This is a genomic window from Vibrio sp. 10N.286.45.E10 (assembly GCF_002874195.2).
In the GTDB taxonomy this organism is placed as follows: domain Bacteria; phylum Pseudomonadota; class Gammaproteobacteria; order Enterobacterales; family Vibrionaceae; genus Vibrio; species Vibrio crassostreae.
This window is the reverse complement of the sequence record NZ_MCWD02000001.1, coordinates 82,428-105,159: the sequence shown is the minus strand read 5'-3', so window position 1 is coordinate 105,159 and position 22,732 is coordinate 82,428. Positions and strand designations below refer to the sequence as shown.

Below are 22,732 nucleotides of genomic sequence, written 5' to 3'. Positions count from 1 at the left end.
CCTCTTGTCGGTTCGACAGCGTTAAATTGGTAATGGTATGAGAATAGATAACCACTAATTCTTATATTTATCAGACCGATGTTTTTCGGATTGACATTACTATTAACCAATACATCTCGAGCTACCAACAAGATTGATAAAGAATAATTTTATTTTACCTTAATGATTAAATAACCTCTAAAAATCAGTAATTTATAGAGTTATAAAAAAATATAAAAAGCTCAACTTATGAGTTTGATTTCGACTTATTTAGCTGTTCTATCTTTTGGTTACAATTGTTACAACTTATTGAACCGATGAATTAGTTGACCAGCTAATTCAGAAATAACACTTATGAGTTAGGTGAGCGATGCATAACTTGGAAAGTCTACCTTGTCCCAAAGTTGCTTTCTTAAGTCATCTTGATTAGACCAATTTCCCGCTAATACCCACTCAACGAGTGCACTTGCCACGTCTGGATAAGTGACCACTTCAGCCTGTTTTTCACTGAGCCAAGCACGCAAGATAGCTGCATCTAAAAAGGTCATGGTCTGAGCTAATCCAAGAGCCTCTAGCGTCGCCACATTGCTCTGTTGTTCGAACTGCCCTTCAAGTGGTTTGAGAAGCAATTTCTTCCCTAAGGTTAAAGCTTCAGACGGCAATTCAAAGCCGCCATTTGCGACCACACCTGAGCACTGATTAAGGTCGAATTGGAAGCCCGCATGACTGAGTGGTTTGAACTCAATATTTTCGACTCGACTATGCTCAATAACATCTGGGTGGTAACAGACAAAATTATGCGAAATGAACTTCATCAGCAGCTCTGAGATCGACTCAAGATCCTCAAATGGCAAATAGACCAACGTAAAGTCTTGTGCTGTTTTGGTTTGTTGCTCACCAACTAGCGTGGGAGCGATAGGCGTATGAACAATAGGTGGAAGTATCGGCTGTTCAAAGTGATACCAGTGCAACCCAATTGAGTGCGCGGTTGGGGCGAAATGTTGAATCACTGAATGTTCAATCCAGTTACCCCCTTCTTTGGGTACATCATAACGAAACGCATTCTGGTGGCTTATCCCTATGCAAGGTACGCCCTGTCTTTTAGCTGCCCAAGCGGTCACGGGTTCAAAGTCGTTAAGCACTAAATCATATGGTGTCAGATCGATCTGGTTAATCTCACTCAGAAATCGCCAGATGTTGTTCTTCATGAATGTCTTGCCGTATTTCACCTGCCCCTGCTCACTATAAAACGTTAAGCCACTGCGGGTTTGGTAGTTTCCAAATTCTTCCATCGAGAAGTACTTGCTCTCATCTCTTCCAGAGAATAGAAAGTCGACATCGATATTTTGCTGACGAAAGGCGACGGCCATTGCTCTCGCACGTGCGATGTGACCATTTCCAGTGCCTTGTACGCCGTATAAAATTTTCATGCATGTTCCTTTAAATTTGCCACTTTAGCTCGGCAGTGGTTGCCAACAAAATAATTACAGGATGAAGCTGATAGCAAGGCTAGTACAAGCGATGCCCAAGGCTGCGCCAATCAGTACGTCTGTTAAAAAGTGCACACCAAGTAAGATTCGAGAGCCAGCAATCGCAGTTGCCCACACCAAGCTAAAGAGATATAAGCTCGGATAGAAATGTCCGATTAGGGTCGCCATAACAAAAGCCGCCGCGGAATGCCCAGATGGCAGGCTGTATTTATCGGATGGCACAATGTGGGAATAAAGCAGTGAAGAGAATTCAGCCGGTCTACGACGCTTGAGGGTGTTTTTAGCAAGCCAATAAATAGGCAGTTCGATTGCAAAGGCGGTTAAGCCCACCAAAAGAAAGTCTCGGCCAGTACTGCTATCAGCCAGCAAAGCAATCAACGCAATTAACACGTAAAGGTGTCCATCTCCAGTATGAGACACCGCTTTACTGAGCGTTGCATGTTGCCCGCCATAGCGGTTGTTTAAACAGAAAACAGAAAATGCCACATCCCAGCGGACAATAGGTTCGATTGTACGCATACGATCTCCTTAACAATCCTTATTCAGTTAAGGCTCAAGTTATGCTCAACAAATGACAGTTAAGTGACGTTTTGAATGAACTAAAATGAAATTTCCTTGGGATGCGCAGTGCAGCCGCTCGGGCCAAGGATATGAAAAAACATCCTATAAAGATAAAGCGGCACTAGGCCGCTTTATTGTTTATTTTCTTCCAATGTCTATAGCGAGAGAGGCTCGTGCTTTTTCACTAAACCAAAGTCCGCCAATATTGCGTAAGCCGCTGGGATCATAAACAGCACCAGTAAGGTCGAGGCAAATATGCCGAACACAATCGAAATAACCAGAGGCTGAATAACCTGAGCCTGTAAACTTGTTTCCGTTAACAGCGGTAGCAAACCAGCGGCGGTTGTCATTGAGGTCAAGAATACCGCTCGGAAACGCTCGCGACTGGCTTTCACCACCGAGTCATGCACGCTATCTCCCTCATCGACATGGTGACGAATGTATTGCACCAGCAAGATAGAGTCGTTAACCACAATCCCTGCGAGCGAAACAAAGCCCATCATGCTTGGCATACTCAAAGAGTGCCCAAGTATCCAGTGTCCAACGACCACCCCAATAAAAGCGAGTGGAATCGCCAACATCACGACCACAGGCTCTAAGTAGCTTCGGAATTGATAGCTAAGAATCGCAAACACGCCAAATAAGCCGAGTAAGAAGCCTTTGCCCATAGAGGCTCCGGTCTTAGCCGCATCTTTGGCCTCTCCTTCGAAATCAAAGCGTAAACCCGGGTACTTCTGAATAAGTTTGGCGGCTTCATCTTTTTGGAACTGAGCCAAGATCGCGGATGAACTCGCTTTCTTGTTATCAATATCACCAAAGATACTGATGGTTCTCAGCCCATCAATACGCTGAATTCGCACGTAATTACGTTGGAAATCTAACGTCGCCAACGTTGCTAGCGGGATCTGACTGCCATCTGCGGTGATGATCGGGAAGTTGGCCAGCTGCTGTATGTCGCCCGCTTGCTCTTTATCAAGACGCACTTCAATCGAGATATTCTCAACACCGATTTGAATCTCATCCGCTGTCTGACCAAAGAAAGCCGCACGCAATTGGGAAGCAATCATCTGCCCATTCACATTGTAGGTTTCAGCTCCCGGACGCAGCTTCACCAAGATCTCTTCTTTACCCATACGCATGTCGTCAAGCACGCCGTGCACGCCATCGAACTGATTAAGGTATTCCTGAATATCCAGAGAAGCGGATTTCAATGCACTTAGGTCATCATGCTTAGCTCGAATCTCGATAGCGCGACCACCCGGCCCCATGGTGGGTTGCTTGAATACCAGTGAGATTGGATCTGCAAGTTCACCGATGTCCTCTCGCCATGCATCGATGAAATCATCGACCACCGTATTACGACTCTCTGCTCCGCGTAAGTCTAAGCGCACTGTGGCTAGGTGTGGGCCAGATTCATTGGCATCGGCGTTAGCATTGAATTGGCTAGTTATGTGCTCGACCAGTGTATTGCCTTCTTCAACCTCTTCGCTCCATTGCTTGTTCAAACGCTCAGCCGACGCGACAATTTTATCGACGACTTTTTCGGTTTGAGACAGTGATGCGCCCGGTGGAAGAATGATACGCGCTTCGGCAATATCACCATCCAGCTCAGGGAAAGGTTGGAACTTAACAACACCACCAGCAATCAAAGCGATAGAAAGAAGCAGTAAGGTCAACACTCCTCCCATGAAGGCATAGCGGAAGGTCACCACTTTCTCAACCATGTTCATCAAGGTGGTATTACGGAAGTTCTCGAATTTCTCTAGTAACACCACTTTGAAGCGTAGTGCTGGCTTGTCGTTTTTCTCTTTATGCAGCGAGTGAGACAGGTGATTTGGCAGAATCAGGAAGGCTTCGATTAAGCTCAACGACAGCACCAAAATCAATACTTGAGGAACGGCCTTGAGTACCGCGCCCATTTCCCCATCGAGAAATAACAAGCTACCGAAAATACACACCGTGGTTAAGAAAGAAGATAAGACCCCGGGAAGCACTTTCTTAACGCCGTTGTACACCGCATCATCAACACTCTGCCCCCTGTCTAAATGGGACGCTATCGATTCGGCGATCACGATGGCGTCATCCATCATAATACCGATTGCCATCAACAACCCGACCAGCGACATAATGTTAATCGACAAACCTAAATTGGCCATCAAGAACAGGCCACCTAGGAAGGCAACCGGTAACCCTGCCGCCACCCAGAATGAATAGCGTAAGCTGAAGAACAACCACATGGTGGCGAACACCAGCACAATACCTTGCCAGCCATTACGCGCCATCATGGTTAAACGATCCCACAGCACAGAGGAGAGATCGTTGGTCATTTGTAGTGTCACGCCGTCAGGAGCAATCGCGCTTTGATCTTCAACGAATCGCGTTACATTCTCTTTAATTCGTAGTGCATCATCTTCTTTATTTTTACTGATCTTCAACAGGGCTGATGGTTTGCCATCAAATAAAACTTTCTGCTCATCAAGCTCAAAGCGATCGGTAATTTTAGCGATATCTCTTAAACGGATCACTGAGCCATTTGGTGCAGAACCAACCACGATACTTTCCAGTTCAACTGGCGTGATACGTCTTTCGTCGAAACGAATCAGGAAGTTTTTATCTGGTGTTTCAACGTTACCACTCGGCAGTTTTACATTCTGACGGCCAATCTGTTCTGCGATATCACCGACACTCAAACCCAACTGACGAATCGCTTGGGTATCCAGTTCTACTCTATATTGATGATCTGAGAAGCCACTGACCTCGACCAAAGAGACACCGTAATCGAGCTTCATGGTGCGCTTAAGATCTTCCGCGTAGGCTTTAAGTTCCGGCCACGACGTTTCTGCTGTGATCGCGATATCAACAACCGGTTCATTCCAATCTAGCTCTTGAACAACAGGTGATTCAATCTCAGTTGGGAAGTCATTGATCGAGTTGATCTGAGTTTGCACGTCCACCAGCATTCGGCCGATATCCGCTTTCTCATTCAACTTCAGAATTAGACGTGCGCTGCCTTCGATCGCCTCACACTGAGTTTCTTCAATGTTGGCTAAACCATCTACCGCGTCTTCCATTCGCACACATAGGCTCTCTTCCACTTCTTGTGGAGAAGCGCCGGGATAAACGATGGCTGCCATAATGTAAGGCGGATCATAAGCGGGGAAGGTTTCACGTTTGATGGTTGATAATGAGCTTATACCCATGATCAACAATCCAAGCATCAACAAGTTGGCTGCTGTTGGGTGCCTAGAGAAGAACTTGATCATGACGCACTCTCCAGAGTATCCGATTCAAGCTCAGCCTCTTCAGAGTTCGACTCTTTCAATAACATGCCCTCGATAGCTGGCAGGACATCATTTAGAACCAATTTGTCTCCGGTTTGTAGCTCACCACTCACAACCACTTGATTGTCTCTGCGATAAAGCACTTCAACATTCACCACTTGCAAACGCTGATTGTCATCCATCAAGTAAACCTTATCACCATGCAGTGCTCGCTCCGGCACAACCCAACTCAGATTCGCTACACCTTCAATCTCGGCTTTTACAAACATACCATTAACCAACGGCGTTGCGCTGTCTGGCTGCAGTTGTGAATAGTCTTGAGCGATCTCGAGAATAATCCCCGCCGTCGCTTGGTTTTCATCAACCGTTTCGCTGATTCTTGCTACCTTCGCAGGCCAGCTAAGGTTCAGGTTACCGCTGTTAAGTTGGATGCTTGCTTTGATTGGCGCTTCATAAGGATTAGGAATTCCTGCGGTATCGCGAGGGAACTGCTTAAAACTGGAGGCTAAAGTTTGCATATCGTGAATAGAAAGTTGCGCCTCTACTTCCATGACATCAATCCCGTGAGCAATAAACATCTCTTGTTGAAGGTTAACCACTTGATTTTGCTCGATATCAACTTGAGCAATTCGCATCGCTCTTGGTAAAGTGACGGTAGTCTTATCGAGAGAGCGTTGCGCCTCTTTGACTTTAGATACATTGACCTTAATCACCGCTTCCGCAACACGTTTTTCGTCTGGCATTAATGCGATTTGGTTCGCGATATCTAATACCAACTTCTGTTGAGATAGCGCACTTTGTTTTTGTAGATCGACATCAGACTGCGAAGTCAGCCCTTTCTTACGCAGATCCTGTTTACGTTGTAACTCTTTATTACTGATCACTAAGCGATTCTTTTCGATCTTAAGAGTCTGATTAAGGTTGTCTTCTTCTTGATTCAATTTCTCTAATGAGGTTTGGCTTGATTTTAGATCCGCCTCTGCTTGTATCAGTTTCAATTCGTAATCCAATGGATCAACTTTGAGCACGACCGTTCCTGCAGGGATCACCTGCCCTTTTTCAAGATCTGGATGTCGATAGACAATCTGCCCTGTTACCTCGGCAATTGCTTTCCATTCGACTTTCGGCACCACCTTGCCAAAGCCAACCGCTAACGGCGCTATCAGTTGTTGCTCTAGGCTTACTGTATCAACTAAGCGGGCTCTATCACCCGCAGGTTTGGTTGGAAGATCCGGCTTCAAGTTAATCGCGGCGATAAGGCCAATCACACCAACCGCAAGTGCTGGAAAGAAGAGTAGTTTTTTATTTATTTTCATTATCTTTGGTCCTGCACAGAAGAAGGGCTAGGCGTATTTATAAAGCCTTCTGTCATCAATTTAATGTTGTGTTCGATTAAGCGGTTAAGAAATTCTTCATTAATCTCAATACCATGAATAGCAAGCAAAGGTGGGGGCGCAATGAATGGGAACACCATCAAGCTTATATACGACACGCGGCAGAGTTTGGGATCCATCTCTTTTCTTAAAACGCCTTGTTCAACCAGTTTTTCAAAAATGACATCCTGAGCTGGCTTAGCGACATCGTGAAAAACCTTTTCGAGCAATTCTCTTTGCACTTCAGAGGGAGGCATATTCATCACTTGGGCTAGCAAGCGAGGAAACTTAGGTACCTTGACCATCTCTTTGTAGTAAGTCCGCATTAGGTCAAGAAAGCTCTCATGACTACCTTCTTCAACCAACCTTTGCATCTGCAATTGCATCGGTCGTAGCGTTTCACGCAGCATGGCTTCAAACAGCCCGGCCTTACTGCCAAAGTAATAACGGATCATCGCAATATTGACACCCGCACGCTCAGCAATCAGGCGTGTCGAGACCTTGTCGTATGGCAGAACGACAAACAGATCACGAGCATGCTCAATCAATAACTGTCGAACATCTAAGTTCTTTTGAGGTCGCCCCGCTTTTCGTGCCGTCATGGAAAAAATCCATCTCTATAATTAATCATCTGATTAATTATAGAGATAAACAGGCGTAACAGTAGAAGATTAATTACTCATTATTTAATCAAGTGATTAATTAATTTGGTCACGCTTGTGATTTTTTTGGTGAATCGTTCCATCAAAAAGATTTACTACAAAGTTTTAACCTACACATAAGCCAAACGATAAACTAACCCCCCAATAAAAAACCATCAATCAGATGATTTAGCCAATAACTCAACACAAAACAGTACAAACCAAACAAAAACGTCGCCAATGCACGCTGATATTGGATTTTCTTGTTTGACGCTCAGAATAAATTGCGGTAAATATGGTGTTAACAGTTTATTTACGGATATTTGTGTAATGATTTTTTCTTCTTCTCGACTGCTGAAACTTCTCCTTATCGTGAACCAATCGCGCGGGTAAGTTGTGGGTCAAGAACTACACAAATATTAAAACCCGCGCTGAGCGGGTTTTTTTGTAACTGGCACTTTTAAAAGAACATCATTCTTAATAATAATTTGGATAGCAATCGATTCATTATCGATATAAGGAAGCACCCATGAACGATCAAGTGATAATTTTTGACACGACCTTACGTGATGGCGAGCAAGCGTTGGCTGCAAGCTTAACGGTAAAAGAGAAATTACAGATCGCTTATGCACTTGAACGACTGGGTGTAGATGTTATTGAAGCGGGTTTCCCTGTGTCATCACCAGGCGATTTTGAATCAGTACAAACCATCGCAAAGAATATTAAAGATAGCCGTATATGTGCGCTTTCTCGTGCAGTAGCGAAAGATATTGATGCCGCAGCCGAAGCACTAAAAGTGGCTGAACAGTTCCGTATTCATACCTTTATTTCTACATCGACGGTTCACGTACAAGACAAATTACGCCGCAGCTACGACGATGTTGTCGAGATGGCAGTGAAAGCGGTAAAGCATGCGCGTAACTATACCGATGATGTTGAATTCTCTTGTGAAGATGCCGGTCGTACACCTATCGACAACCTATGTCGTATGGTTGAAGCCGCGATTAACGCTGGCGCAAAAACCATCAACATTCCAGACACCGTAGGCTACACCGTACCGAATGAGTTTGGTGGCATTATCCAAACGCTATTTGATCGCGTACCAAACATCGATCAAGCGATCATCTCTGTTCACTGTCACGATGACTTAGGCATGTCGGTTGCTAATTCAATTGCAGCTGTGCAAGCGGGTGCTAGACAAATTGAAGGCACAATCAATGGTATTGGTGAGCGTGCGGGTAACTGTTCTTTAGAAGAAATAGCAATGATCATCAAAACTCGTCAAGAGCTTTTAGGTGTTCACACAGGCTTGGATCATAAAGAGATTCACCGTACCAGTAAGTTGGTTAGCCAGCTTTGCCACATGCCAATTCAAGACAATAAAGCAATCGTTGGTGCTAACGCATTCAGCCACTCTTCGGGTATCCACCAAGATGGCATGCTTAAGAACAAGAACACTTACGAGATCATGACGCCTGAGTCTATCGGCTTGAAAAACAAAGCTTTGAACCTAACCAGCCGTAGTGGTCGTGCAGCCGTTAAGAGCCACATGGACGCAATGGGCTACAAAGACAATGAGTACAACCTAGATTCATTGTACGAAGACTTTTTGAAGCTGGCTGACCGTAAAGGCCAAGTGTTCGATTACGACCTAGAAGCATTGATGCACTTCGCGAACCTACGTGACGAAGATGACTTCTATAAACTTAACTACCTAAGCGTACAATCTGGTAGTGTTATGTCTACCACCAGCATCAAGCTGCAATGTGGTGATGAAGAGAAATGCGAAGCGGCTGTCGGTAACGGCCCAGTTGATGCTTTATACCAATGTATCTACCGCTTAACGGGTTACGAAATTGCATTGGATAAATTCGACCTTACCGCCAAAGGTGAAGGCGAAGATGGCCTAGGCCAAGCTGATATTATTGCTAACTATAAAGGCCGCAAGTACCACGGTACAGGCGTATCAACCGATATCGTTGAAGCTTCTGGTCAGGCGCTACTGCATGTTATCAATAGTATTCAACGTGCCGACACCATTGCTGAAATGAAACAGCAAAAAATCGCGACAGTTTAAATACCCAATAACAGAGCCCTAGAGCCGATGTTATTGGCTTTAGGGACAAAATTTAAAACGAGCCAAATAGCTCAGTAACAAAGAATTAAAGGATTAACATGACTGATAAATCATACAAAATTGCCGTACTACCTGGTGATGGCATTGGCCCAGAAGTAATGCAACAAGCACATAAAGTGCTAGACGCGATCGAAAAGAAGCACGCGATTAGCTTTTCTCGCGAAGAGTATGATGTTGGTGGTATTGCGATTGATAACCACGGCTGTCCACTTCCAGAAGCAACAGTAACTGGCTGTGAAGAATCTGACGCAGTACTTTTTGGTTCTGTCGGCGGTCCTAAATGGGAACACCTTCCACCAAACGATCAACCAGAGCGTGGTGCCCTACTTCCTCTACGTAAACACTTCCAACTGTTCTGCAACCTACGTCCTGCACAAATCCATAAAGGTTTAGAGTCTTTCTCTCCTTTACGTGCTGACATCTCAGGTAACGGTTTCGACATCGTGGTAGTACGTGAGCTAACAGGCGGCATCTACTTCGGCCAACCTAAAGGTCGTGAAGGCGAAGGCGCAACTGAAAAAGCATTTGATACTGAGGTTTACCACCGCTACGAAATCGAACGTATTGCAAAAATTGCGTTTGAATCGGCACGCCTACGTAACAAAAACGTTTACTCAATCGATAAAGCGAACGTTCTACAGAGCTCTATCTTATGGCGCGAAGTTGTCGAAGAGATTGCAAAAGATTACCCAGATGTCACGCTAAACCACATGTACATCGACAACGCGACCATGCAGCTAATCAAAGATCCTTCTCAGTTTGACGTAATGCTGTGTTCAAACATCTTCGGCGACATCATCTCTGATGAGTGCGCAATGATTACAGGCTCTATGGGTATGCTTCCTTCTGCTAGCTTGAACGAAAGCAACTTCGGCCTATACGAGCCAGCAGGCGGCAGCGCACCAGATATCGCAGGTAAGAACATCGCAAACCCAGTAGCGCAAATCCTTTCTGCAGCACTAATGCTTCGTTACAGCCTAGGCGAAGAAGCGGCAGCACAAGACATCGAAGCAGCGGTATCTAAAGCGCTTTCAGCAGGCGAGCTAACAGCAGACCTTGCAGGTAAAAACCAAGCACTGACTACCTCTGAAATGGGTGACAAGATCGCTGAGTACATCTTAGCTTCATAAGCTAAATGCTCCGATTAGAAGCAAGTACATAAGAATAATATCAAGCCAAGTCAGCGTAAACCGCATGACTTGGCTCGAAACAAACACTGGGACTGATGCTCCCAAGGAAGAAAAGCTATGTCGACAAACCAGCAAGCAAAAACCTTATACGAAAAAGTTTATGACGCTCACGTTGCGGTTGCAGCGAAGGGCGAAACACCAATTCTTTATATCGATCGCCACTTAGTCCATGAAGTAACCTCGCCACAAGCCTTTGATGGCCTGCGTGAAAAAGGCCGTAAAGTTCGCCAAGTAGGCAAAACTTTTGCGACCATGGATCACAACGTATCGACACAAACGAAAGACATCAACGCTTCTGGTGAGATGGCTCGTATCCAAATGGAAACGCTATCGAAAAACTGTGAAGAATTTGGTGTCACGCTTTACGATCTAAACCACAAATACCAAGGTATTGTGCACGTAATGGGCCCTGAGCTAGGTATTACTCTGCCGGGCATGACCATCGTATGTGGTGACTCACACACAGCAACACACGGTGCATTTGGTTCTTTAGCATTCGGTATCGGTACTTCTGAAGTAGAGCACGTTCTGGCAACGCAAACGCTAAAACAAGCGCGTGCAAAAACGATGAAGATCGAAGTAAAAGGCAAGGTTGCTCCGGGCATCACGGCAAAAGACATCGTGCTAGCGATCATCGGTAAAACAACAGCGGCTGGCGGTACTGGCTACGTGGTTGAATTCTGTGGTGAGGCAATTACAGACCTTACGATGGAAGGTCGTATGACGGTATGTAACATGGCAATCGAGTTGGGTGCTAAAGCGGGTCTAATTGCTCCGGATGCAACGACATACGAGTACATCAAAGGTCGTAAGTTCTCTCCACAAGGCGAAGACTTAGAAGCAGCAATTGAATACTGGGACACATTGAAAACCGATGCAGACGCTGAGTTCGATGCCGTTGTCACGCTAGAAGCGGCAGACATCAAACCACAAGTCACTTGGGGTACTAACCCAGGTCAGGTTATCTCGGTAGACACACCAATCCCTGCGCCAGAAAGCTTCGCTGACCCTGTAGAAAAAGCATCTGCAGAAAAAGCGCTGGCTTACATGGGTCTTGAAGCCGGTAAATCTCTATCTGATTACAACGTAGATAAAGTGTTCGTTGGTTCTTGTACTAACTCTCGTATCGAAGACATGCGTGCAGCAGCAGCGGTAGCGAAAGGCCGTCAAGTAGCGAAACATGTTCAAGCGCTTATCGTTCCGGGTTCAGAGCAAGTTAAAGCACAAGCTGAAGCTGAAGGCCTAGATAAGATCTTCATCGAAGCCGGCTTTGAATGGCGCTTACCAGGCTGTTCTATGTGTCTTGCAATGAACAACGACCGTCTAGGTCCACAAGAGCGCTGTGCTTCTACATCAAACCGTAACTTTGAAGGTCGCCAAGGCCGTGATGGTCGTACGCACCTAGTTAGCCCAGCAATGGCAGCCGCAGCAGCTATCGCTGGTCACTTTGTCGATATTCGTGAACTTTAATTAGAGGATTTAACATGTCAGGTTTTCAACAACACACCGGATTAGTCGTTCCTCTAGATACGGCCAACATCGATACTGATGCGATCATTCCAAAGCAGTTTCTACAGAAAGTAAACCGCATCGGTTTTGGTAAACACTTGTTCCACGATTGGCGCTTCCTAGACGATGCAGGCCAACAACCAAACCCTGAATTTGTAATGAATGAAGAACGCTACCAAGGCGCTTCAATTCTTCTAGCTCGTGAAAACTTTGGTTGTGGTTCATCTCGTGAACACGCACCTTGGGCACTTGCCGATTACGGTATCCAAGTAATGATCGCACCAAGCTTTGCCGACATTTTCTACGGTAACTCGATCAACAACCAAATGGTGCCAGTTCGATTGACTGAGCAAGAAGTGGATGAGCTATTCCAATTCGTTGAAGCGAATGAAGGTGCAGAAATCACAGTTGACCTAGAAGCAATGAAAGTTAGCGCAGACGGTAAAGAGTACTCGTTTGAAATTGATGAGTTCCGTCGTCACTGCTTACTGAATGGCCTAGATAACATCGGCCTAACACTTCAACACGCCGATAAGATTTCAGAGTTTGAAGCTAAGATTCCTAGCTTCCTAAAATAAGAAGTCTTGAAATAGAATCGCACTGTTTTGTGTACACATAAAAGGTTGGCCTAGTGCCAACCTTTTTTATTTAGCTGAATATATTTATTAGACTTAAGTCTGTAATTTAACTGAAGAGCCATGAAAGAAAATCGTAAAGCATAAGGTCTTAGTAGTCAGTCATCAGGAGAATGCCATGAAACAACTACTCGTTATTATCAGCCTACTTTTCTCAACCTTAGCTTGGTCGGCGCCTAAATCTGAACTGTGGCCGTACTGGAATCAAAATAATGAGGCTAACTCAGAGCAAGTTTCTCATCAAAGCTGGCAGCAATTTCTCGATAACTACTTAACTAGACAGGGACAAAATACGTTAGTTCGTTATCAAGCAGTGACTGCGGCAGACAAATCAAAACTGAAGCAATACATTAAGCTGTTAGAACAGGTAAACCCACTCGACTATTCAAAAGCAGAGCAGTATGCCTATTGGGTTAATCTATACAACGCTGTGACGGTCGATTTGATTCTTGAGGCTTACCCAATCAAATCGATTACCAAGCTCGGCGGGTTATTTAGTTTTGGACCATGGGGAGATGATGCGGTAGTCGTTAACGGGAAGTCACTGACACTCAACGATATTGAACATCGAATCCTAAGACCGATTTGGCAAGACCCTCGCACGCATTATGCAGTGAACTGTGCCAGCCTAGGTTGCCCTAACTTGCAGCCTGACGCCTTTACCTCTGACAATACTGAAGCCTTGCTAGAGCAAGCTGTTAATGAGTTTGTAAACAGTGACAAAGGCGTGTTGGTTAAAGGTAATAAGCTCCAACTATCATCGATTTACGAGTGGTTTGCTGTAGATTTTGGTACAGAGAAACAGCTCTTTGAGCACTTAAACCAATATCGAGCTGAAACAGTAACCAATACTCAAAACATCAGTTATGACTACGACTGGTCGCTTAACCAAGCAAACTAGCTCTAACGCTAAAGTTCATTACTAAAGCAAAAAAAGAGGCTAGTGGTATATTAACCACTAGCCTCTTTTCATCTATTTCACTGTGTTCGAGAGCTAGAAACTTGAACCAGGCTGCAGCAAGAATTCAACCTCTTCTGGCGTTGATGTTCTCTCTAACACCTCATTACGATGCGGATATCGACCAAAGCGCTCAATGATAATCTTGTGCTTAAACTCAAAGTCTAAATTATGTTCTAATCCCGTTTGAGAAAAGAGCTCCACGGCTTGTTCATGGACTAACAAAGACTCACTATGCATATAAGGCATATACAGGAAGCTTTTTTGTTGCTCGTTAAGTTGGTGATCAAAACCACCCGCTACCGCCTCTTGTGCTAGAGCCAACGCCATCGGATCAACCGAAAAAGCTGCCGGACTGTTTCTACCAATATTGCGAGAAAACTGATCAAGCACGATAATCTCTGCCAATCGTCCTTGTGCGTTTTGTCGCCATTCAAATAGCTCACCTTGAGCTGCTGAACGGTGTAAGTCAAAAAAGCGAGCCTCAATCAAAGCATCAATTTCTTCGCCGCCAGTAAACCAGTCTTTTGGCGTCAATTCATCGAACCAAAACTCTAGAACATCCTGATACGTTACCGTCATATAATTCCCTTTAATAAAAAACCGAGTCATTTAATGTCATGGCTCGGTTTAGTGTTCGATTACTTAAAACCTTTAACCTTCTTGATTAGGTCATAAGCATTTTGAATCTCTTGCGATTTCTCTTTCGCAACGTTAATCATCTCAGGCGGTAAGCCCTTCGCCATCAGTTTATCTGGGTGATGTTCATTCATCAGTTTGCGGTAGGCTTTCTTCACCTCTTTACCGTCAGCACTTTCACTCACACCAAGAACTTTATATGCATCGCCTAGCTGGTTCTGTTGTGAAGCCTGTTGCCAACCTGATGATTGCCCATGGCCTTGATGACCACCAAAGCTTCCACCTTGCTGTTGGAAACGGAATGCAGCTTCTTGCATCTGCAAGCGGCGTTCTAGTTGCTCAGCAGAAAACCCAAGGCCTTGCGCTATCTTATGCAAAACCTGACGCTCACTCGGGTGCAAACTTCCATCCGCAAATGCGGCAGATACCTGAAGCTCTAAAAAAAACTGTAGCAAATCAAAACGGCCACCCGATGAGATTTTCACTCGCTCAAGTACTTCGCTCAGAGGGAAGTCGCTCTCTTTGCCGTCACGGAATGCATCTTGCGCCGCTTTGCGCTGTTCGCCATGCAGGTTCATGCGTTCCATCATGGTGGAAGCGAGTTGAATCTCTTCTGGCGTTACCTGCCCTTTCGCTTTGGCAACGTGCCCCATAACCGCAAAAGCGGATTTAAAAAACTCGTTCTGTCTTTCTGCTTGGCTTGGACCTCGACCAAAACCAGAACTATTGAAGCCTGATTGGTTCAATCGGCGAGCTTTATCGAATTGGTGTCCTAAAAACAGACCAAAAACTAAACCGAGCGGCCCTCCAAATAAAAAGCCAAAAAACGCGCCCAAAATTTTGCCAAATATTTGCATTATGTGTTCTCTATCTATGAATTTTATCTGAGTAATGCTGTCTGATGATGCTGAATGCTATTATTTCCTTTATCATAAGGAAAATGCTTTATTAATTGGATTGATACTAGATCAACCCTTCATCTAGTGACACAGGATAGTTCAACTTCATGCAATCTTTTTCCCGCACCTTGTTAGCCGCGTCTATAAGTACGGCGTTATACGTGTCGACAACTCAAGCTGAAACAATCACCGATAGTAGTGTGCAGGAAATGCCCTCTATAGATCAATGCTTGATCGAACCCGCTGCAGAAAACGAGACACAGCTACCCGCTCATGTTGAGTCAGATCGCTTAGAAGCTATCAACGGTGAAAAGGCAATTTATTCAGGTGACGTAAGAGTTACGCAAGGGAACAAGACCATCCTTGCCGATAACGTAACCCTGCACCAACAAGAAAATATCGTTGTAGCTGAAGGCAACGTAAACTTTAGTGACGGTCAAATCAAATCTATCTCAGACAGAGCAACTAATAATCTGACGACTGATGAAATGACACTAGAAAACACCGATTACGAATTTCTATGTGAACCAGGCCGTGGAGATGCGGTTTATATCGCAAAAACAGGTAAAGCGGTTTATGAGATTGAAGATGGCTCGATTACCTCTTGCCCGATTGGTGACAATGCTTGGCGTCTAAGAGCATCGAGCATCGATGTCGACCAAGACGAAGAACAAGCCACTTTTTATAACCCACGCTTTGAAATCCAAAGTGTTCCGGTATTTTACCTACCGTACTTAACGGTTCCTATTGGTGATACTCGTAAAACCGGTTTCTTGTATCCAACAGTTTCATACGGCTCAAGCGACGGTTTTGAAGCTGAAATCCCAGTTTATTGGAACTTGGCACCAAACTACGACTTAGAAACCACTTTTAAGTACATGCAAGAACGTGGAACGCAACTTAATAGTAAATTCCGTTACTTGAGCGATTTCGGTTCGGGTAGTATCAAGTCTGAATACCTGCCCGATGATAAGAAGTTCAAAGAGAAAGGTGACCGCTGGGGCGCTCAACTAGAGCATACCGGGATTTTCCAAGAGTCATGGTTGTTTGAAGTTGATTACTCCAAAGTCAGTGACATTGATTACTTTACTGACGTTAGCTCAAGCAGTATTGGTAATCGTGAAGATGGCCAACTATTGCAAGAAGGTAAAGCAACCTACCGTTCTCAGAACTGGGATGCTTCTGTGCTTGTACGGGATTTCCAAGTCCTGACAACGAGCAATAATTTACCTTATCGCCTAATGCCCCAACTAGAGTACAACTACTATGCTCCTGAAGTGATGGAGTATTTAGATTTCGACATGATCAGTCATGTCTCGATATTTGATACCGACGCTGCAGGTAAACCATCTGCGAACCGTATTCACGTGGAACCTGGCATTACCATTCCTGTAGGCAACACTTGGGGTACTTGGACAACAGAAGCTCGACTACTTGGTACTTACTATCAACAAGACCTTGATGGCGTTGATACAGGTGCGGGTTCTGATTATGAAGGCTTAGAAGAATCGGTAAGCCGAGTTATTCCAGAGTTTAGAAGCCACGCAGGTATCGTTCTAGAACGCGACACCACTATTGTTGGCAACTATACTCAAACACTCGAACCGCAAGTCCAGTATCTTTACGTGCCAGAAGAAGATCAAAGCGATATTGGTCTTTATGATACCACACTACTGCAGACCGATTACTATGGTCTATTTAGAAGCCGTAAATATAGCGGTGTTGATCGTATCGCATCTGCGAATCAAATTAGTTATGGTGCATCGTCTCGTTTCTTCGATGATGAGTATAAAGAGCGTTTGAATATTTCTTTTGGTCAGATTTTTTATATCGATAAAGATACAAAACAGACTTTAGACAACGACGACTCTGATAACAAAACTAATTATTCGTCTTGGGCTATAGAAATGGACTTCAACTATGATGACTACCTGTTCTACCATGGTGGCGTGCAATACGATATTGACTCATCTTCGATGCAATTAGCGAATAGCACACTTGAATACCGCTTTGCTGGTGGTTACATACAAACCAACTATCGCTATGTTACAGAAGAATACATAAATGAAACTGTAGATTTTGACGTATCATCAATAACAAGAGATGGCATCTCTCAAGCCGGCTTACTCGGTGCCTACCAAATTTCACCGAAGTGGAGCACAAGCGCTCAATATTTCTATGACTTAACAACACAAGAAGATCTAGAGTGGTTAGCTAGACTCAATTATAAATCGGATTGCTGGTACATCGGCTTTACCTATAGTAACCGTTTGACAAATAACATTAGTAATCCAAATACTACACCTGAATATGAAAACAACTTCAGCGTGAACTTCGGTATTGTTGGCTTTGGTACTAATATCGGCTCTGACTCCGGCGCTATTGGTGAAAGCAGCTCAGATAACTCTTTGAGCTACGGACGCCCATTCTTCTTAAACAACTAATTTTCTTTATTGATAAAACATCAGTAAATTTAAAGGATTACACATGACATTGTGGAAACGCACATTAATTGCTGTCGCAGCGACTTGTACTTTATCAACAAGCTACGCAGCGCCTGTTGAACTCGACAGCGTAAAAGTGATCGTTAACGAAGGCGTGATTTTACAAAGCGACATCGATGCTTCGATGAAAACGCTACGCGCAAACGCTAAGAAAAGTGGTCAAACCTTACCGTCGCAAGATGTATTAAATGAACAAGTGCTAGAAAAATTGATCATCGATACGATTCAAACTCAAGAAGCGGAACGTATTGGAGTTCGAATTGATGATGCTCGACTTGATCAAGCGATTGAAGGCATTGCCAAAGATAACAACCAAACGGTGGAACAACTTACCGCATCGGTTGCGGAAGAAGGCCTTAGCTACAACGCATTTCGTGAACAGGTAAGAAAAGAGATCGCAGCAAGCGAAGCGCGTAACGCTCTCGTTCGTCGTCGTATCAACATTCTTCCTGCAGAAGTAGACAACCTAGCGGATATCCTTGCTCAAGAAACGAATGCTACGGTTCAATACAAAATTGGCCACATTCAACTGCGCTTTAACGATGACCAAACCAAAGAAGAGCTAGAAGCTCAAGCTAAAGAGCTAGTTGAAGAACTTAACTCAGGCAAAGATTTCAGCACAATGGCGTATACTTACTCTAAGGGTCCTAAAGCACTGCAAGGTGGTGATTGGGGATGGATGCGTAAAGAAGAGATGCCAACCATTTTCGCTGACCAAATCAAAATGCAGAACAAAGGCAGCATCATCGGTCCTTTCCGCAGCGGTGTAGGCTTCCACATCCTGAAAATTGAAGATGTGAAAGGCTTAGAAACCGTAGCAGTAACGGAAGTGAATGCTCGTCATATCCTGATTAAGCCAACTGTCATCTTGAGTGACGATGGCGCGAAGGAACAACTTGAAGAAATCACACGCCGCGTAAACGCAGGTGAAGCGAGCTTCGGTGACCTTGCTCAGCAATACAGCCAAGACCCAGGTTCTGCAGTACAAGATGGTGAGCTAGGCTACCAAACACCAGATTTGTATGTACCAGAGTTCAAACACCAAGTAGAAACGCTACCTGAAGGCAAGATTAGTGCGCCATTCAAAACCGTACACGGTTGGCACATTGTTGAAGTACTAGACCGTCGCGAAGTAGACCGTACCGATTCAGCTTTGAAAAACAAAGCTTACCAAATTCTATTTAACCGTAAATTCAACGAAGAAGCTGGCGCCTGGCTACAAGAAGTAAGAGCAAGTGCCTTTGTTGAAATGGTTGAGGACGACCAAGATGACAGCAACTAAACGTATTGTCATAACCGCAGGTGAACCAGCAGGTATAGGTCCAGATTTAACTCTGGCTCTATCTCAAGAAAGCTGGCCTCATCAACTCGTGGTTTGTGCTGATAAAACACTGCTATCCGAGCGAGCTAAAATTCTTGGCATCGAAGTCGATCTGCTGGATTATGACGCAAGTGCAGCTAAGACACCTCAACGCGCTGGTACACTGGTAGTGAAACACGTTCCACTAGCTGAAACGGCGGTTGCAGGCCAACTCAACGAAGCTAACGGTCATTACGTATTAAATACTTTAGAAACCGCAGCAATTGGCTGTATGAATGATGAATTTGATGCTATTGTCACCGGCCCTGTTCACAAGGGTGTAATTAACCGAGCTGGCGTTGCTTTTAGCGGCCATACCGAGTTCTTTGCAGAGAAGTCCAATACGCCACTGGTGGTGATGATGTTGGCAACTGAAGGGCTGCGTGTTGCACTAGTAACAACTCACATCCCACTAGCTTATGTATCTCAAGCAGTGACCGAAGACAGATTAGAGCAAATTATTACTATTCTGAATAAAGATTTGGTTGAAAAATTTGCTATTGAGAAACCAACTATCTACGTGTGTGGCTTGAATCCACATGCTGGTGAAGATGGTTGCTTAGGGCGTGAAGAAATTGAAACCATCACCCCGACGCTAGAAAAAATTCGCCAAATAGATGGCATCAATTTAGTTGGCCCATTGCCAGCAGATACCATCTTTAATGAAAAATATTTGCAAGATGCAGATGCTGTTTTAGGTATGTATCACGACCAAGTACTCCCGGTATTGAAATACAAAGGGTTTGGTCGCTCAGTGAACATCACGCTTGGCTTACCGTTTATTCGCACATCAGTCGACCACGGTACCGCCTTAGACTTGGCAGGGAAAGGCCAAGCCGATACAGGGAGCTTTAGAACAGCGCTCACGCACGCCATTGAATTAGTAGAGAAAAAGCAATGAGAAATGATGTCCACTTAGGGCACAAAGCGCGTAAACGTTTTGGTCAAAACTTCCTTAACGATCCATACATTATTGATGGCATCGTATCGAGCATTAACCCACTACCAGGTCAAAACTTGGTAGAGATCGGCCCTGGTCTAGGCGCAATTACTGAGCCTGTGGGTAAGCTTGTCGATAAATTTACCGTTATCGAATTGGATAGAGACCTTGCAGAACGTCTGCGTAACCATCCAGATCTTGCGGACAAGCTAACGATCCGCGAAGGCGATGCGATGAAGTTCGATTTCCAAGAACTGGTTAAACCGAACAATAAGCTACGCATCTTTGGTAACTTGCCATACAACATCTCTACACCATTGATGTTCCACCTTTTTGAATTCCATAAAGACGTACAAGACATGCACTTTATGCTTCAAAAAGAAGTGGTTAACCGTCTAGCCGCTGGCCCTGGCAGTAAAGCTTACGGCCGTCTTACTGTGATGGCTCAGTACTACTGTAAAGTGACACCTGTGCTAGAAGTGCCACCAACGGCCTTCGTTCCGCCACCGAAAGTAGACTCTGCAGTTGTTCGCCTACAGCCATACGAAGTGCTGCCTTACCCAGCAAAAGATCTAAAATGGTTAGATCGTGTTTGTCGTGAAGGCTTTAACCAACGTCGTAAAACGGTTCGTAACTGCTACAAGAGTTTGATTGATAAGGAAGTGCTTGAAGAGCTTGGCATCAACCCAAGCATGCGCCCTGAGAACCTAACGCTCGAGCAGTTTGTCGACATGGCAAACTGGCTGTACGACAGTCACAACGCTGATAAATAAATAAAAAAGGCTCCTACACTTCGGTTAGGAGCCTTTTTTATGTAATACTTTAATTACATTAAGTATACCAACAACAAAAGGTGCGAATATGGATATATCTACGCCTTGTATCAAATGCCAGGTTCACTCTAAATACATAGAGGAGCAATCTGAGCCAACGAAGAACCGTTACGTCTTCGCCTACATTATTACCATCAAAAATCTAAGTAAAACAACGGTGCAGCTTATGTCTCGCCGCTGGTTAATTACCGACTCTAACGGCAAGCAACTCACCATTGAGGGTGATGGTGTGGTTGGGCAACAACCCGTGATTGAAGCCAACGACGAATACACCTACACAAGTGGCACTGTCATCGAAACCCCTGTTGGCGTTATGCAAGGTCACTATGTGATGACCGATAACAAGGGCATTGATTTTATTACCGAAGTTGACCCATTCAGACTCGCAATCCCTAATATTCTTAATTAGCCGTACATCCGTATCTACAGGAAATTATTGTGTCGAATTATATTGTCGGAGACATCCAAGGGTGCTTCGACGAACTTCAATTACTGCTTGAAGCTATTAACTTTGATAAACACCAAGATACCTTATGGGTAGCTGGAGACCTAGTCGCTCGAGGCCCAAAATCATTGGAAACTCTACGCTTTATTCGTAGCCTTGGTGACGCAGCTAAGGTTGTATTAGGCAACCACGACTTGCACCTTCTGGCGGTGTCCTTAGGGCTATTTCCAGCGAAACCAAAAGATAAGACTCAAACGATTCTTGATGCTGAAGATCGTGAACTACTACTCGAATGGTTAAGGCAACAACCTTTGCTTCAGGAACACCCGGAGTTCGTGATGTGCCATGCGGGTATCTCGCCGCAATGGAGCATAGAAACAGCACGTATCGAAAATCAAGAGGTTGTATCCTTGCTGAAGTCGGAAAGATGGCAATGGCTTATCGAAAACATGTACAGCAACACGCCTGATTTATGGCATCAGGATTTACATGATATTGAGCGCTATCGCTATGCAATCAATAGCCTTACAAGAATGCGCTTCTGTTTTGAAGACGGTCGACTCGACATGGCATGTAAGCTACCACCCAATGAAATTACCGATGAACCATTAGTACCGTGGTTTGACCTTCCACAACGCATAAAGCTCGATAAAACCGTTGTTTTTGGACACTGGGCTGCACTTGAAGGCTATAACGGAAAAGACGTGATTGGACTTGATACTGGCTGCGTTTGGGGAGGAGACTTAACCGCACTTCGCTGGGAAGACAAACAGTTTTTTACTCAAAAAGCGTTATAGATATACGAAACACTTGCGCTACTCGTGCAGCAGCGCAAGTGTTTTTAAATTAGGAGTTAACGCTCGAGAATCACAAACTCCATGTTGTGTTTGTTTTTCTCGTCAGCTTGATAGCTCTCGTTAAAGCTCTGCTTCCAACCTTCTCCCCAGTCTGGAAATTGCGTATCACCATCGACATCAAAATCGATATAAGTCAGATACAACTTGTCTGCTTTAGGTAGGCAAGTTTCATAGATTGAACCACCACCGATAATCATCACTTCATCGACATCGTTGACCAGCTCTAGTGCTTTATCAATCGAAGTAACAGTCGTCACCCCTTCAATTTCCAAGCTCGCATCACGGCTAATCACAACGTTTAATCGACCAGGTAAAGGACGCCCGATCGAATCATAGGTTTTACGCCCCATGACTACAGGCTTACCCATAGTCGAGCGTTTAAACCATGCAAAATCCGCAGGCAAGTGCCAAGGCATCTGGTTGTCTTTACCTATTACACGGTTATTGGCCATTGCTGCAATCATACTGATGATCATAAATCGAAAGTCCTGTCCCTAAAAA

19 protein-coding genes are annotated in these 22,732 nt (G+C 44.6%); 11 read left to right on the top strand and 8 right to left on the bottom strand.

The window, feature by feature from the left end:
- Window positions 1-338 precede the first annotated feature (338 nt).
- The 5 genes from BCU34_RS00420 to BCU34_RS00400 form a co-directional block, all read right to left on the bottom strand.
- Window positions 339-1,409, bottom strand: coding sequence for an MJ1255/VC2487 family glycosyltransferase (locus tag BCU34_RS00420; protein ID WP_102478666.1), 1,071 nt, complete (start codon window positions 1,407-1,409; stop codon window positions 339-341).
- A gap of 54 nt (window positions 1,410-1,463) precedes the next feature.
- Window positions 1,464-1,988, bottom strand: a complete 525-nt coding sequence (locus BCU34_RS00415; protein WP_102478667.1) for a phosphatase PAP2 family protein — start codon at window positions 1,986-1,988, stop codon at window positions 1,464-1,466.
- A gap of 197 nt (window positions 1,989-2,185) precedes the next feature.
- A complete protein-coding gene (locus BCU34_RS00410; protein WP_102478668.1) occupies window positions 2,186-5,293 on the bottom strand; it encodes an efflux RND transporter permease subunit in 3,108 nt (1,035 codons plus the stop codon).
- Window positions 5,290-6,627 (bottom strand): efflux RND transporter periplasmic adaptor subunit, encoded by a 1,338-nt coding sequence (locus BCU34_RS00405; RefSeq protein ID WP_102478669.1) that lies wholly within the window; start codon window positions 6,625-6,627, stop codon window positions 5,290-5,292. The genes BCU34_RS00410 and BCU34_RS00405 overlap by 4 nt, the downstream gene beginning before the upstream one ends.
- The gene (locus BCU34_RS00400; RefSeq protein ID WP_048657989.1) at window positions 6,627-7,286 is read right to left on the bottom strand and encodes a TetR/AcrR family transcriptional regulator; all 660 of its coding nucleotides are present in this window, start codon (window positions 7,284-7,286) and stop codon (window positions 6,627-6,629) included. The genes BCU34_RS00405 and BCU34_RS00400 overlap by 1 nt, the downstream gene beginning before the upstream one ends.
- Before the next feature lie 568 nt (window positions 7,287-7,854).
- Between BCU34_RS00400 and leuA the strand changes: the two genes are divergently transcribed.
- The 5 genes from leuA (at window position 7,855) to BCU34_RS00375 (ending at window position 13,697) form a co-directional block, all read left to right on the top strand.
- Window positions 7,855-9,402, top strand: a complete 1,548-nt coding sequence (gene leuA, locus BCU34_RS00395; RefSeq protein WP_048657988.1) for a 2-isopropylmalate synthase — start codon at window positions 7,855-7,857, stop codon at window positions 9,400-9,402.
- Between the two features lie 98 nt (window positions 9,403-9,500).
- The gene (leuB, locus tag BCU34_RS00390; RefSeq protein ID WP_017061390.1) at window positions 9,501-10,592 is read left to right on the top strand and encodes a 3-isopropylmalate dehydrogenase; all 1,092 of its coding nucleotides are present in this window, start codon (window positions 9,501-9,503) and stop codon (window positions 10,590-10,592) included.
- A 117-nt stretch (window positions 10,593-10,709) separates the two neighbouring features.
- Entirely contained in the window at window positions 10,710-12,122 is a 1,413-nt protein-coding gene (leuC, locus tag BCU34_RS00385; RefSeq protein ID WP_059021564.1) for a 3-isopropylmalate dehydratase large subunit, read from the top strand.
- 14 nt (window positions 12,123-12,136) lie between these two features.
- The gene (gene leuD, locus BCU34_RS00380; RefSeq protein ID WP_048657985.1) at window positions 12,137-12,739 is read left to right on the top strand and encodes a 3-isopropylmalate dehydratase small subunit; all 603 of its coding nucleotides are present in this window, start codon (window positions 12,137-12,139) and stop codon (window positions 12,737-12,739) included.
- A gap of 175 nt (window positions 12,740-12,914) precedes the next feature.
- A complete protein-coding gene (locus BCU34_RS00375) occupies window positions 12,915-13,697 on the top strand; it encodes a DUF547 domain-containing protein (RefSeq protein WP_102478670.1) in 783 nt (260 codons plus the stop codon).
- 93 nt (window positions 13,698-13,790) lie between these two features.
- On the opposite strand, the gene BCU34_RS00370 is transcribed toward BCU34_RS00375, so the two are convergent.
- Together BCU34_RS00370 and djlA are read right to left on the bottom strand one after the other, a co-directional pair.
- Entirely contained in the window at window positions 13,791-14,336 is a 546-nt protein-coding gene (locus tag BCU34_RS00370; RefSeq protein WP_102478671.1) for a DUF924 family protein, read from the bottom strand.
- A gap of 59 nt (window positions 14,337-14,395) precedes the next feature.
- Window positions 14,396-15,250 carry a co-chaperone DjlA gene (djlA, locus tag BCU34_RS00365; protein ID WP_102478672.1) on the bottom strand — a complete coding sequence of 285 codons (855 nt, stop codon included), beginning with the start codon at window positions 15,248-15,250 and terminating at the stop codon, window positions 14,396-14,398.
- A gap of 149 nt (window positions 15,251-15,399) precedes the next feature.
- Here djlA and lptD point away from each other — a divergent pair, with 149 nt between their 5' ends.
- The 6 genes from lptD (at window position 15,400) to BCU34_RS00335 (ending at window position 22,171) form a co-directional block, all read left to right on the top strand.
- Complete coding sequence (gene lptD / locus BCU34_RS00360; RefSeq protein ID WP_102478673.1) at window positions 15,400-17,736, top strand: LPS assembly protein LptD; 2,337 nt, start codon at window positions 15,400-15,402, stop codon at window positions 17,734-17,736.
- A 43-nt stretch (window positions 17,737-17,779) separates the two neighbouring features.
- A complete protein-coding gene (surA, locus tag BCU34_RS00355; RefSeq protein ID WP_102478674.1) occupies window positions 17,780-19,078 on the top strand; it encodes a peptidylprolyl isomerase SurA in 1,299 nt (432 codons plus the stop codon).
- Entirely contained in the window at window positions 19,065-20,057 is a 993-nt protein-coding gene (pdxA, locus tag BCU34_RS00350) for a 4-hydroxythreonine-4-phosphate dehydrogenase PdxA (protein ID WP_048662744.1), read from the top strand. Before surA ends, pdxA begins: the two co-directional genes overlap by 14 nt.
- On the top strand, window positions 20,054-20,869 hold the full coding sequence (gene rsmA / locus BCU34_RS00345) for a 16S rRNA (adenine(1518)-N(6)/adenine(1519)-N(6))-dimethyltransferase RsmA (RefSeq protein ID WP_017062942.1): 816 nt from the start codon (window positions 20,054-20,056) through the stop codon (window positions 20,867-20,869). Before pdxA ends, rsmA begins: the two co-directional genes overlap by 4 nt.
- 88 nt (window positions 20,870-20,957) lie before the next feature.
- Window positions 20,958-21,338, top strand: coding sequence for a Co2+/Mg2+ efflux protein ApaG (gene apaG / locus BCU34_RS00340; protein WP_004735899.1), 381 nt, complete (start codon window positions 20,958-20,960; stop codon window positions 21,336-21,338).
- 29 nt (window positions 21,339-21,367) lie between these two features.
- Window positions 21,368-22,171 (top strand): symmetrical bis(5'-nucleosyl)-tetraphosphatase, encoded by an 804-nt coding sequence (locus BCU34_RS00335; protein ID WP_102478675.1) that lies wholly within the window; start codon window positions 21,368-21,370, stop codon window positions 22,169-22,171.
- Between the two features lie 56 nt (window positions 22,172-22,227).
- Here the strand turns inward: BCU34_RS00335 and folA are convergent, their stop codons facing one another.
- Entirely contained in the window at window positions 22,228-22,707 is a 480-nt protein-coding gene (folA, locus tag BCU34_RS00330; RefSeq protein WP_065676151.1) for a type 3 dihydrofolate reductase, read from the bottom strand.
- Window positions 22,708-22,732 lie beyond the last annotated feature (25 nt).

Excerpts from the sequence above, each read along its gene's own strand:
- lptD (WP_102478673.1), top strand. The coding sequence starts at position 15,400 with ATGCAATCTTTTTCCCGCACCTTGTTAGCCGCGTCTATAAGTACGGCG.
- BCU34_RS00420 (WP_102478666.1), bottom strand. The coding sequence starts at position 1,409 with ATGAAAATTTTATACGGCGTACAAGGCACTGGAAATGGTCACATCGCA.
- leuB (WP_017061390.1), top strand. The coding sequence starts at position 9,501 with ATGACTGATAAATCATACAAAATTGCCGTACTACCTGGTGATGGCATT.
- BCU34_RS00405 (WP_102478669.1), bottom strand. The coding sequence starts at position 6,627 with ATGAAAATAAATAAAAAACTACTCTTCTTTCCAGCACTTGCGGTTGGT.
- pdxA (WP_048662744.1), top strand. The coding sequence starts at position 19,065 with ATGACAGCAACTAAACGTATTGTCATAACCGCAGGTGAACCAGCAGGT.
- surA (WP_102478674.1), top strand. The coding sequence starts at position 17,780 with ATGACATTGTGGAAACGCACATTAATTGCTGTCGCAGCGACTTGTACT.
- BCU34_RS00400 (WP_048657989.1), bottom strand. The coding sequence starts at position 7,286 with ATGACGGCACGAAAAGCGGGGCGACCTCAAAAGAACTTAGATGTTCGA.
- BCU34_RS00375 (WP_102478670.1), top strand. The coding sequence starts at position 12,915 with ATGAAACAACTACTCGTTATTATCAGCCTACTTTTCTCAACCTTAGCT.
- leuC (WP_059021564.1), top strand. The coding sequence starts at position 10,710 with ATGTCGACAAACCAGCAAGCAAAAACCTTATACGAAAAAGTTTATGAC.
- BCU34_RS00370 (WP_102478671.1), bottom strand. The coding sequence starts at position 14,336 with ATGACGGTAACGTATCAGGATGTTCTAGAGTTTTGGTTCGATGAATTG.
- folA (WP_065676151.1), bottom strand. The coding sequence starts at position 22,707 with ATGATCATCAGTATGATTGCAGCAATGGCCAATAACCGTGTAATAGGT.
- BCU34_RS00415 (WP_102478667.1), bottom strand. The coding sequence starts at position 1,988 with ATGCGTACAATCGAACCTATTGTCCGCTGGGATGTGGCATTTTCTGTT.
- rsmA (WP_017062942.1), top strand. The coding sequence starts at position 20,054 with ATGAGAAATGATGTCCACTTAGGGCACAAAGCGCGTAAACGTTTTGGT.
- leuD (WP_048657985.1), top strand. The coding sequence starts at position 12,137 with ATGTCAGGTTTTCAACAACACACCGGATTAGTCGTTCCTCTAGATACG.
- apaG (WP_004735899.1), top strand. The coding sequence starts at position 20,958 with ATGGATATATCTACGCCTTGTATCAAATGCCAGGTTCACTCTAAATAC.
- BCU34_RS00410 (WP_102478668.1), bottom strand. The coding sequence starts at position 5,293 with ATGATCAAGTTCTTCTCTAGGCACCCAACAGCAGCCAACTTGTTGATG.
- djlA (WP_102478672.1), bottom strand. The coding sequence starts at position 15,250 with ATGCAAATATTTGGCAAAATTTTGGGCGCGTTTTTTGGCTTTTTATTT.
- leuA (WP_048657988.1), top strand. The coding sequence starts at position 7,855 with ATGAACGATCAAGTGATAATTTTTGACACGACCTTACGTGATGGCGAG.